General features: G+C 70.5%; 2 protein-coding genes (1 of these 2 cut by a window edge). Both read right to left on the bottom strand.

Annotated features, from left to right (window positions below; translation table 11 throughout):
- On the bottom strand, positions 1 to 5,006 hold the 5' portion of the coding sequence (locus tag GKZ92_RS09895; RefSeq protein ID WP_155225228.1) for a non-ribosomal peptide synthase/polyketide synthase. 21,052 nt of this gene lie to the left of the window's left edge; only the first 5,006 of its 26,058 coding nucleotides appear in the window; the start codon lies at positions 5,004 to 5,006; its stop codon lies beyond the left edge, outside the window.
- Positions 5,003 to 13,165, bottom strand: coding sequence for an amino acid adenylation domain-containing protein (locus GKZ92_RS09890; protein WP_155225227.1), 8,163 nt, complete (start codon positions 13,163 to 13,165; stop codon positions 5,003 to 5,005). Before GKZ92_RS09890 ends, GKZ92_RS09895 begins: the two co-directional genes overlap by 4 nt.

Here is a 13,165-nt window from a genome sequence, read left to right as displayed (position 1 = left end):
TCGACGGCCGCACCGTTGGTGCCGTGGACCCAGGACACCAGCACGGTCTCGCCCGACGTCGGATGCGCGATACCGGCGGTGGTCGAGAAGTCGACCCCTGCAGAGCCTTCCAGGACGGCGTCGATCTCGCCGGTCTCGATCCGGAAGCCGCGGATCTTCACCTGGAAGTCGCTGCGACCGAGGAAGTCGAGTTCCCATCGGCCGTCCCGGCGGCGTCGGCGGACGAGGTCACCGGTCCGGTACATCCGGTCGCCCGGCCGCCCGAACGGTGCGGCGACGAATCGCTCCGCGGTCAGAGCGGTCTGGTTCAGGTAGCCGGCGGCCAGCGCCGGCCCGACGAGATACAGCTCGCCCGCGACGCCGGGCGGCACCGGATGGAGTCGCGCGTCGAGGACGAGCACACCGACGCCCGCGATGGGTCCGCCGATCGTGACGGGCAGTCCCGGACGCATCGCGGCGGAGGCGGTCGACCAGATCGTGGCCTCGGTCGGTCCGTAGAGGTTGTACATCGCGCGGCCGTCCGACCACGCGCGGACGAGCTCGGGTGAGCAGGCGTCGCCGGCAACGCACACGACCCGGAGGTCGGGGAACGCCTCGGCGGCGGGCACCGTGGCCAGCGCACTCGGCGTGATCGTCATGTGCGAGACGGACTCACCGGCGATGACCGTTGCCAGTTCCCGGCCACCGGTGACGCCCGACGGCACCACGACCATCGTCGAGGCCTCGGCCACCGCGACGAGGGTCTCGAACACGGAGGCGTCGAATCCCGGTGCGGCGAAACGCAGTACCCGTGACTCGGGACCCAGGTCGAAGCGTGACCGGGCATCGGCGACCAGATCCGCGAACCCTCGATGTGTGACGGCGACGCCCTTGGGGCGCCCGGTGGAGCCCGAGGTGAAGATGACATAGGCGGTGTCGCCGATCAGGGCGTCCGGCACCGAATCGTCGAGCGCTACCGGTCGCGAAGCCCACCGGGTGGGGTCCGTCAGGTCGAGAAGGTCGTCGACCAGGAGCCACGTCGTGCCGTCGTCGAGCCCGGTCGCCGAACTCGTGACCCCGAGCGTCGCGGACAGCGTGCCGGTCATGTACCGGGTTCGTTCGCCGGGCTGCGACGGGTCGATGAGCCCGACCGCGGCGCCGGTCCGGGCGATGGCCCAGAACGCGACCGTGCCGGACAACGATCGGGGCACGGCCAGCGCGACCACCACGCCCGGTCGTGCGCCCCGCGACCGCAGTTCCGCGGCGAACAGTCTTGTGGCCGCGTCGAGTTCGGCGTAGGTCAGGGAGTGGTCACCGTCGGTGACCGCCACGCCGTGGGGATTCCGGGCCACCGCCGCGTCGAGGAGCCCGGGCAGCGTGACCGCCGACGCGGCGAGGCCCGGCGAGCTCACCAGTGCCGGGACGCCGTCGGGCTCCCCGGTCGAGAGGTCACCGATCGGGGTCTGCGGCGATTCGACGACCGCATGCGCGATGGACAGCAGACGACGCGCCAGATCGGCGACGGTGCCGGCGTCGAACAGCGCCGTCGCATAGGTGATGACGACCGGGGTGTCCTCGTCGCGGGGTCGCCCGGGCGGGTCGACGACGGTCACCTGCAGGTCCACCTTGGCGCTGGTGACCGGGGCCTCGAGCTCGGTGACGACCAGCCCGGGGAGTTCGACGGTCGGCCGGTCGGTGTTCTGGAATGCGAGCGCGACCTGGAACAGCGGTGGGTGTGCGGTGCTGCGGGCGGTCGTCACCTCCTCCACGACCGTCTCGAACGGCAGGTCGGCGTGATCGAGTGCGGCGATGTCGATCTCGCGACAGGCGGTGAGGACCGCGGCGAAGTCCGCATCGCGGCGCAGGGGGGTGCGCAACGCGAGTGTGTTCACGAACATACCGATGAGGCCGTCGAGCCTTCGGTCACCGCGACCCTCCACCGGTGTGCCGATCACCAGATCGGCGCTGCTTCCCGACCGCAGGAGTGTGACCGCGAGGAGCGCGTGCACGCACATGAACATGGTCGCGTCGTGGCGGTCGGCGAGTTCACGCAGGCGTGACCAGGTCGTCGCGTCGATCGCCGTGGACAGTTCCGCGCCGCTCTCGTCACGCATGGCCGCCCGCGGACGGTCCAGTGGCAGATCGGTGAGTTCCGGAACGTCGGCGAGTTGTTTTCTCCAGTAGGCGAGTTGGCGTGCCGCCAGCGACTCGGGATCGGTACTGTCCCCGAGGATCTCGTGATGCCAGACGGCATAGTCGGCGTAATGGACCGGCAGCGGTGACCATTCGGGCGCACGACCGGCCTGATTTGCCTGATAGGCCTCGACGAAGTCGGCGACCAGCGGCGCCATCGAGCCGCCGTCGCCGATGATGTGATGGACGACCAGGACGAGCACCCACTCGTCGTCGGCGACCCGGATGAGTCGCGCGCGGACCGGCGCTTCCTGCTCGAGGTCGAAACCGCGCGTGACGATGTCGGCGACCGTCGCCGTCACCCCCGCCGATCCAGAGCCGCGCATGTCGATCGGCGGGTCCACCCGGGCGTCGTGCCGGGCGGTCTCGGGGTCGTCGATGACCTGCTGCGGAACACCCTCGACGGCGACGAAACGCGTACGCAACGTCTCGTGGCGGGCGATGAGATCGTCGAGCGCCGCGGCCACGGACGAGGGTTCCAGACATGGGCGCGGCAGGCCGGCGTCGGACCGGCAGCGCAGGCGCAGGACGGCCGGGATCAGATAGGCCGGTCCGCCCGGATTCATCGTCTCCAGGAACCAGATCCGCCGCTGGGCCGGCGACAGCGGAAGCGGGCCGGTCCGCTCCACCGGACGCAATGGCGGCCGCGCGGAGTCCTGCTCGTCGCCCTCGGCGAGGCGCTGGTCGATCACCGTGGCGAGTCCACGGACCGAGGGGGTCGTGAACAGGTCGCGCGCCGCCACGGTGGTCCCGAAGTCCTCTGCGGCGCGCGCCGCGACGCGGGTCGCCGTGAGCGAATTGCCGCCGAGGTCGAACAATGATGCGGTGACGCCGATCTCGGTCTCGCCGAGGATCTCCGCGACGAGGGCGGCGAGCCGTTCCTCGGTGGGCGTGGCGGGCGGTTCGGCGGTCTCTGTCTCGTCGGTGGCGTCCGGTTCGGGCAGGAGGGCGCGGTCGAGCTTGCCGTTGACCGTGAGCGGCAACGCGTCGAGCCATACGAACAGGGTCGGCACCATGTACTCCGGCAGCGCGGTTGTGAGCCGGGCCCGGACGGTCGCCTCGTCCGGCGCCCTGCCGGCAGTGGGAACGAGGTAGCCGACGAGATGCTCGGTGTCCCCGCGCATCCGGATGTCGGCGCCGGCCGCGTCGATACCGTCGACCGCGGACATCGCCGACTCGACCTCGCCGAGCTCGATGCGGAATCCGCGCAGCTTCACCTGTCCGTCGCGACGGCCCACGAACTCGATCGATCCGTTGCGGGCGACGCCGATGTCACCGGTCCGGTACATCCGGCTGCCCGGCGGACCGAACGGGTCGGCGATATAGCGTGTGGCCGTCAGTCCGTGGCGCCGGAGGAAGCCTCGCGTCACCTGGACGCCCGAGACGTACAGTTCCCCGGGCACGCCGTCGGGCAGCGGCGCGAGCCGGCCGTCGAGGACGTGCACACGGGAACCCAGAAGCGGTGCGCCGATGTCGGAAGCCGTTGCGGTCTCGACGAATTCGCAGGTCAGATCACGGCGCGTCATGTACACCGTGGTCTCGGTGGGCCCGTACATGTTGTTGAGCTGCGGACCGGGGACGTCGGCTCCCGGTCTGGTCGGCGAACCGTCGGCGGTGCGGTCGGCCTGCCACTTGCGCACATGCTCGTAGTCGAGGAGCTCGCCCGAGAAGTGGAGTCGTCGAACCGATTCCGGCAGTGCAGAGCCGTGGGGCGGTCGTACCGCCGCCGCGAACTGGTAGAACGACGAGGGGGTGAAATTGACGATCGTGACGCCCTCGCGGTCGAACACCTCGACCACGTCGTCCGGGGCACGGGTGGTGGCGTGGTCGAGCACGACGAGGCGTCCCCCGGCGAGAAGTGCGGCCCAGATCTCCCCCACCGACACGTCGAAGGCGTAGGAGTGGAACATCGACCACACGTCGTCGGGTGTGCTCTCGACCAGCGCGTCGAGCGCGACGATCAGCGAGATCACGTTGTCGTGGGTGACCACGACCCCCTTGGGCACCCCCGTCGAACCGGAGGTGTACATGACGTAGGCACTCGAGTGAGCCCCTACGCGTTCGGGAAGGCCTGTCGCCGGGAGCGGTTCCGCCCAGGCCGTCAGATCGTCGGGTGTCGAGATCCGCGCGGACATGTCCGACCACGCGGCCGCCGTCTCGGGGTCGGCGAGGACGAGCACCGGCGCCGCGTCGTCGACGATGGTGCGCAACCTCGCGATGGGATGGGTCCGGTCGAGCGGCAGGTATGCCGCACCGGTCTTGAGCACCGCGAGCAGCGCGACGACGAGGTCCGCCGACCTCGGCATCGCCACGCCGACCAGGGTTTCCGGCCCGGCGCCGGCGACGGCGAGCGCGCGGGCCAGTCGCTCCGTCCGGTCGTCGAGGTCGCGGTAGGTGATCGTTGCGCCGTGGAGATCGGTGAGGGCGACGGCGTCGGGGCGCCGGCGTGCCGACACCCGGAACAGGCCCGGGAGCGATTCGACATCGCCCGCGCCGAGGACATCGCCGATCCGCCGTTCCAGGTCGGCGAGGACCTCACCGGCCGTCGCCGCCAACTGTGCCGGAGTGGTCCCCGTTCGCGGCAGCAGAGCCGTGACCGTTGCGCGTACCGCCGGGGTCGGGTCGACGCCGCGAGCGGTCAGGGTGGTCGCCGCGACCGTGACCCGCCGGTGCAACTCGCGGAAGCTCACCGGTCCGTTGACGCCGACCATCGCCTCGGCGTCGGCGGCGTGGGTCGCGGCGAAGGTGAGCCTGCGCAGCGCCGCCGGCTGATGTGTTGACCCCGCGGACGTGCGCGCCCCGACGCTGCGCGAAACCGAGGTGTCTGACGTCACGCGCGTTTCACCCGATTCCGCCGGGATTCACCGGTCATCGCGTCGGCGCCTCCGGAAAGCGCGGTCGTCGCCGCGGTGCGAATGCACGCGAACACCTCGTCGATGGTCCGGTCCGCGTCGGCGAGGAGCGTGGTGACCGCGACCGTCAAGGCCTCGGACGGGTCCTCGTCCGGCACGGAGAACGCCATGGCCACCGAGGTGGCCTCGAGGTCGGCGAACGTCACCGAGGGCGCCCCGGGGATGCCGATCACCGCATCGGGAGCAGCCGCGGCGACCGTGGACACGAGTTCGTGGAGCGGTTGCTCGTCGTCGACGACCTCCGCGGACTGCCCGTCGGCCCAGACCGAGAGGTCGCCCACCGGCGTCCCCGGGCGGGCGGCGATGTCGATGAGCAGGTTCTGGTATCGCTCGGCGATCCGCTCGGCGCCGGCACGGTCGAAGAGGTCGGTGTCGTAGGCGATCTGGCCACCGAGCGCACCACCCCGGTCCACCCCGTCGAGGTCGTCGGGGTACACCATGACCTCGAGATCGACCTTGGCCGCGAACGAGGACGGTGGCCGCAGCCGGACGGACAGACCGTCGAGACGCATCGCCGGGATGTCGAGGTTCTGGTACGAGAGCATGACCGAGAACAGCGGGTTGTGCCGGCCGCGGCGGGCCGGCCCCTTCTCGGCGCGGTTGAGATGGTCGACGATCTGGTCGAAGGCGACGTCGGCGTGGGCGAGGTCGGTGACGTCCTCGGTCCGGACGCGACGCAGTAGCTCGTCGAAGGGTTCATCGAGACGCAGACGGGTGCGCAGCGGCACCGTGGTCGCGAGCATGCCGACCATGTCGGCGAGGGCGGGATCGTCGCGACCGGCAAAAGGCGTACCGATGACGATGTCCTCGCTGCCGGAAAGCCGACCGATCAGCACGGCGAGCGCTGCGTGCATCACGACGAACTGCGTGGTGTTGTTCACGCGTGCGAGGTGTTTGAGGACCGTCGCGGTCTCGGGTGGGACGCTCACGTCGACGACGCCGCCGCGGTGCCGGGGTTCGACGGGTCGTGGCCGGTCCGTCGGGATCACGGCGGGTTCGCGAACCGTCCCCAGGCGTTGTTCCCAGTACTCGAGTTGAGCCTGCTCCCCGGTGATCCCGCCGGATGCCTCGGCCGACAGTCGCTCGGCGTGCCAGATCGCGTAGTCGGCGTACTGGACCCGGGTCGGGCTCACCGCCGCCGTCCACGGGCCGGCCTGCCCACCGATCCGGGCACGGTAGGCCGTCGTGAGGTCGCGGGCCAACGGCCGCAACGAACCGCCGTCGGCGTTGATGTGGTGCACCACGAACACGAGGAGGTGGTGGTCGGAGGCGAGTCGCAGGATCGCGGCGCGGACCGCGCTGGGTCCGGTCAGGTCGAAGCCCGGTTCGACGACGGCGGCGATCTCCTCTTCGACGCGGTCCGGGGTGGTGTCGACGAGGGCCACCCGGAAACCGCGCAGGGCGTCGACGGCCGGGATGATGACCTGCACCGGACGCCCCTCGTGCAGGGGGTAGCGCGTCCGGAGCGACTCGTGGCGGGCGATGACGTCGCCGAGTGCCCCGGTCAGGGCCGGGATGTCCAGAGGACCGTCGAGTTCGAGGGTGAGTCCCACGTTGTACGCCGACGACGACGACGGGTCGATCTGGTTGAGCGACCACAGTCCCCGCTGGACACCGGTCAGGTCGACCATGTGCGGCCGCTCCCGGGGTGTCAGAACACGTCCCGCACCGGTGGACTCGACCGTACTCAGCGCGGCGACGAAACTCGCCACCGTCGGATTCTCGAACAGCAGGGCCAACGGCACCCGCCGGTCGATGTGCTGTTCCACCCGGTAGGTCACCTTGGTCGCCGACAGCGAACTGCCACCCAGTTCGAAGAAGCCGTCGTGCACGCTGACCGTCTGGAGTCCGAGCACGTCGGCGAAGACCTGTGCCACGGCCGCCTCGAGACGGCTTCGGGGGGCGACGTATTCGCGGGCGGGAGAGATCTCGACGGCAGGCAGCGCGCGCCGGTCGACCTTGCCGGTGCGGGTCACCGGGAACTCGTCGAGCACCCGGACGGTGTGCGGGACGAGATGCGCAGGCAGATGGGCGACCGCGTGATCGACGATCTGCTCGGGGGCGGGACCACGCCCCGGCACGCCCGTCACATAGGAGACCAGGACCGTGTCGCCGGCCGGCGTCGGCATACCCACACTCACCGAGTGCCCGACGTCGGGATGGGTGACGAGAACGGCGTCGACCTCCCCCGGCTCGACCCGCATGCCGCGGATCTTGATCTGGAAGTCGTTGCGACCGTGATAGATCAGTTCCCCTGCAGAGGTCCACGAGACGAGATCGCCGGTGCGGTACATCCGGGTGCCGGTCCCGAACGGGTCGGCGACGAACCGGCCTGCAGTGAGTCCCGCACGTCCGTGGTAGCCGCGTCCGAGTGCACGCCCTGCGAGATACAGTTCGCCCACGACACCGGGCGGCACCGGGCGCAGCCCCGGGTCGAGAACCCGTGCCCCGACTCCGGAGATCGGCCGGCCGATGGTCACCGGCGCCGTCGTGCACAACGGCGTGGACAGGGTCACCCAGATCGTGGTCTCGGTGGGGCCGTACAGGTTGAGCAGGGCCCGGCCGTCGGCGTACCACCGCGCGACGAGTTCCGGCGGGCAGTCCTCCCCCGCCACCATCATCGTCTCGACGCCGGGGATCTCCGCCGGGTCGACAGTGGCGAGCGCCGTCGGCGTGGCGCAGGCGTGCGTGACCCGGTGCCGGGTGATGACGTCGGCGAGTTCGGGACCGGCGAATACATCGGGCGGACTGATCACCAGTTCCGCACCCGCACAGATCGCCAGGATGATCTCCCAGACCGCGACGTCGAAACCCGGTGCGGCGAGCTGTAGTACGCGGGACTCCCGGGTCACGCCGAGTCGGGCCTGCTGCTCGGCGACCATCTCCGCGAGCCCTGCGTGGGTGACCGCCGCAGCCTTCGGCCGCCCGGTGGAACCGGAGGTGAAGAGCAGGTATGCGAGATCGTCGACGTGGGCGCGTCGGGTCCGGTCCGCGTCGGCGACCGGATGGTCGCGGCGGCCCGCGATGTTCAGCTCCACCTCGAGATCGTCGAGCAGCCACTCCTCGACACCCAGGTCACGCTGCTGCGGTGCGCCATCCGGGTCGGCGGCACGGTCGGCGGCGACCACCGAGTCGACGGTGATCACCAGCGCGGCGCCGCTGTCGGCGAGCATCGCCGCTCGGCGTCGTACCGGCAACCGCGCGTCGATGATGACGAAGGCGGCGCCACTCATCGCCACCCCGAGCACGGTGAGCACCATCCGAGGGGATCGCGGAATGCTCACGGCGACAACGTCTCCCGGACCGATTCCGCGGTCGGCGAGCAGGCGGGCCAGCTGATGGGTCGCGGTCGCCACCTCTGCCCAGGTCAGTCGTCCGGTACCGGCCCCGACATCGCCCGTCAGGGCGACGGCGGAAGGATCGGTGGAGGCGAATCCCCGTGTGATGAGCTCGGCGAGGGTCGTCTCCGGCTGGGCACCGCGAAGCGGTGCGGCGAGCGCGCGCAGCGCGTCGGGTTCGAGCAGGTCGATCGAAGCGAGTGCGCGGTCGGGCGCGGACACCATCTGGGTGAGGACCCGACGCAGCCGGGTCGCCAGGCCACGGACCGTGGTCTCGTCGAACAGGTCGGTGGCATAAGCGAATTCGACCGCGTAGTCGTCCGCACGCTCGGTCACCGAGACGGTGACGTCGTACTTCGCCGCCGGCACGCGCGCATCGAGCAGTTCCGCCGAGCCGGTCCAGTGCGACAGTTCGGTCAACTGGTCGGTCTGTACGCTCAACGCGACCTGGAACAGCGGCGAATGGGACGGCGACCGTTGCGGTGCGATGGCGTCGACGACCCGTTCGAAGGGCACGTCGGCGTGACTCATCGCCCGCGCGCAACGACGATGTGCCGCGGTCACCAGATCCCGCACGGTGTCGTCCGGACGCAACGCGGTGCGCAGGACGACGGTGTTGACGAACATGCCGACCAGTTCGGCGACGGCCGGATCGTCGCGTCCGGCGACCGCGGTGCCGATGCTGACGTCGTCCACCGCGGCGAGCCTGCCGAGGGTGAGGGCCAGGGCGGACTGGAAGACGGCGAACGGGGTGACGGCAAGGGTGGCGGCCAGGCGGCGGAGTCCGGCGGACAGATCGGCGTCCAGCGTGACGTCGAGATGGTCTCCCGCACTGGACATCACCCGGGGGCGCGGGCGGTCGGTGGGCAGTTGGAGCAGGTCGGGCGCGCCCTGCAGTTCGGCGCGCCAGAACTCGAGGCCCTCGACCAGCACGGGTGACGGGCGTTCCGGGGTTCCCAGGATCTCGGCGCGTTCGACGGCGACATCGGCGTACTGCATCGGCAGCGGGGCGAACTCCGGGAGTTCCCCGGCCCTTCTGCTCTCGTAGGCCGTCATCAGATCGCGGAGCAGTGGTCGCAACGAATGCCCGTCGGCGGCGATGTGATGCACGACGAGTACCACGACATCGCCGCGTGGGTCCCCGGTGAGCAGGCGGAAGCGGAACGGGATCTCCTCGGCGAGGTCGAATCCCACCTCGGCGACCGCGGCGATCGCCGCATCGAGACCGCGCTCGCCGACATCGATCGGCTCGGAGTCGAGCACGGCGCCGGCGGTCGCGGTGCCGAGGATGCGCTGTTCCGGTTCACCGTCGACCGCCGGGAACACGGTACGCAGGATTTCGTGCCGGTCGAGGACGTCGAGCGCCGCACGATGCAGCACCCCGGGATCCACCGCGTGGGTGAGTCGGAGCGCGCCGGACATGTTGTAGGTCGACTCGGCCGGCGACATGCGATTGATGAACCACAGCCGGGTCTGCGCCTGGGACAACGGAATCCGCGCCGGGCGCGGTGGAAGGCGACGCTCCGGCGGTTCCGGCACGGTGTCCGCAACGACGGCGCGGGAAGCAAGGTCGGCGAGGTCGTCACTGTCGAAGACGTCGGTCAGGGCGATCGTCAGACCGTGTCCGATCCGGGCACGGGACACCATGCGGGCTGCGAGGAGTGAGTCGGCGCCGAGGGCGAAGAGATTGTCCGACAGGCTGACCCGTTCCCGGCCCAGGGCCTCGGCGACCATCGAGACGATCGCCTTCTCCGCCGGTGTCCGGGCCTCACGGAACTCCGTGGTCTTGTCCGTGAGGTCCGGGGCGGGCAACGCCGACTGGTCGAGCTTTCCGGAGCGGTTCGTCGGGAAGGCGTCGAGGAACACCACGGCGAGCGGCACCATGTGGCCGGGCAGCCGCCGGCGGCAGAAGGCGCGGACGGCGTCCGAGTCGGGGACCCCGGAGGTCCCGCGGACGTACGCCACGAGTACCGGCGCCGGTCCGAGATCTCGCCGAGCCACGACGACCACCGCGTCGACACCGGGCATCGTCGCGACCACCGATTCGACCTCGCCGAGCTCCACCCGTTGCCCGCGGATCTTCACCTGATGGTCGCTGCGACCCAGGTACTCGAGTTCTCCGTTCTGCGTCCACCGCACCAGGTCGCCGGTCCGGTACATCCGGGCACCCGGCTCACCCAACGGGTCGGCCACGAACCGGGAGGCGGTCTGCGCCATCGCGCCGAGGTAGCCGTTGGCCAGCTGCGGGCCCACCAGGCACAGCTCACCGGCGACGCCGACCGGGACCGGCCGCAGGCGGCGATCCAGAACGCGCACGACGGTGCCCGCCACCGGTCGCCCGATGGGCACGACGGTGTCGTCGGAAGTCACCCGATGGGACGTGACGTCGATGGCCGCCTCGGTGGGACCGTAGAGGTTGACCAGGCCGGCCGACGAGGTCCGGCGGAGGCGGCGAGCCAGCTGCGCCGACAGCGCCTCCCCGGAGGTGAAGACCCAGCGGGCCCGGTCGGGCAGCGACGTCGGCGTACCCGACCCGTTCTCGGTCTGACCCACGACGTCGAGATAGGCGTCGAGCATGGACGGGACGAAGTGCAGGACGGTGACCTCGGCCTCGTCGATGAGGTTCCGCAGGTAGGCGGGGTCCCGGTGGCCATCCGGTGCGGCGATGACCATCCGCGCACCTGTCTGCAGGGGCCACAGCAGCTCCCACACCGACACGTCGAAGGTCGCGGGGGTCTTGTAGAGCACCGCGTCGTCGGCGCCGATCGGGTGATCTCGCTGCATCCACGCGAGGCGGTGCTCGATCGCCGCGTGGTCGACCTCGACACCCTTGGGTACACCGGTCGAGCCGGACGTGAAGATCACGTACGCGGGCTGATGCGGCAACGGACGCGTGTGGAGGGGTGGCGCCTCGGCCCGGGGACCCGCCCCGGCGTCGATCGCATCGATCCCACGGTCGGCGAGGAACGCCGCGTCGACGGTGAGAGCAGGGCAGACGATCGCGGCGATCGCGCGGCGTCGTTCCTCCGGCTCCGCCGGATCGACGGGCACGTACACCGCCCCGAGGCCGACGGCCGCATAGATCGAGCACACCTGTTCGGGGGAGCGGTCGAGAGCGACGATCACCCGATCCCCCGCGACGACTCCCTCGTCCGCGAACACGCGCGCGAATTCGCCCACCGCCAGCGACATCTCGCGGTAGGTCAGGCGCGAGTCCCCGAAGACGAGCGCGGTCGAATCCGGCGTCGCGGCGACCTGTCGTGCGAAGGGAGCCAGGATGTGCTCGCCGGCGACGCCGACCGCCGGACCGCCGTCACCGAGCCGCTCGACCGCCGCCGGCTCACCCGGGATGAGCAGGTCCAGTGCCGCCACCGGACGATCCGGGGCCTCGATGAACTGCTCGAGAACGTGAAGCAGCCGCGCCCGATGGGTGCGCAACTCTTCGGGGTCGTACAGGGCCGGGTTGGCATGGAGGCCCACCTCCAGCGGCGCCTCGGGTCCCGCGGCGAAGACGTTCATCACCAGGTCCTCGACCATGCCCGCGGACAGCATGTGATAGCTGACGTGCGCCCCGTCGATCTCGATCGGCTTGTCGAAGAGCAGTAGGTTCACGAGCGGACCGAAGGATGTGCCGGTCGCGTCACCGAAACCGGCTGCGGCGCGAATGTCCTCGGAGCGGTACCGCTGGTGCCGGAGAACCGCGGTGATCTCGGAGGTGACCGCGGCGACGACCTCCGCACAGGTCACCGCGCCCACCCCGTCGACGCGCAGCGGGAGCATGTTGGAGATCATGCCCATCGACTGTTTGATCCGGGCGGTCGTGCGGGCTGTGACCGGCAGGCTCAGCACGATGTCGTCGGCGCCCGACATCCGGGCGAGGAAGGCGGCGAAGGCCGCGGTGAGGACCGCGGCGACGGAGGCGTCGAGCTCTCGGGCGCGACACCGCAGACGGCTGTCGAGGTCGGCGTCGAGCATCCCTGCCGCGACCACCGTCTCGTTGCTGATGCCGGTGGTGGCCGGATGTGTGGCCAGCGACACCCGTTCGGGCAGTCCGGCGGCGCGTTGCGCCCAGAACGCGTGATCCTTCTCGTGGCGCGTGCTCTCGCGATAGGCGGCATCGTCGGCGATCACCTCGGCGAGTGTCGCGCGCCGAGGTGGGACGCGGGTCTCGGCCGCGACCGCTGCGTTGTAGCGCGCCACCGCTTCGTGCAGGCAGACGAGCGCGCCGTAACCGTCGAAGGCGATGTGATGACCGCGCATGTACCAGTAGGTACGGTTGTCCGCCACCCGGATGAACGCCGCGAAGCCGACCTGGTCGTTCAGCAGGTCGACCGGACGCTCATGATCCGCGCGCATCCAGTCGTCGGCCGCCGCGAGGGGATCGGGCCGGTCCCGGAGGTCCAGCTCGACCACGTCGAACGGCAGCGACTCGTCGATGTACTGCATCGGTGTGCCGTCGACCTCGGCGATCCGGGTGTAGGCGGTCTGGAGTTCCCGCGCACCCTCGATGACGCCACGACGGAACAGCTCCCGGTCGAACGGACGACCGTCGTCGAGGATGTCCAGGTAATGCGCGATGGTGATCGAGTGGTCGTCGTCGAGGTTCTCGGCGAACCACATGGCACGTTGAGCCGCAGTGAGATCCAGCAGGTCGACCCCCCTCGTTCTGCTGCGCCCTCCCCGGCGCCCCTCCCCGTACCCAACTTGTGGGTTCCCCTCACTGAGGGGTGATGTGTCATCCAT

Source organism: Gordonia sp. 135, assembly GCF_009720185.1.
GTDB lineage: Bacteria > Actinomycetota > Actinomycetes > Mycobacteriales > Mycobacteriaceae > Gordonia > Gordonia alkanivorans.
The sequence above is the reverse complement of the archived record's forward strand: the minus strand, read 5'-3'. Positions and strand labels throughout refer to the sequence as shown.

What these genes read in the sequence shown, in the direction of transcription:
- GKZ92_RS09890 (WP_155225227.1), bottom strand. Translation starts at nt 13,165, where the DNA reads ATGGATGACACATCACCCCTCAGTGAGGGGAACCCACAAGTTGGGTAC.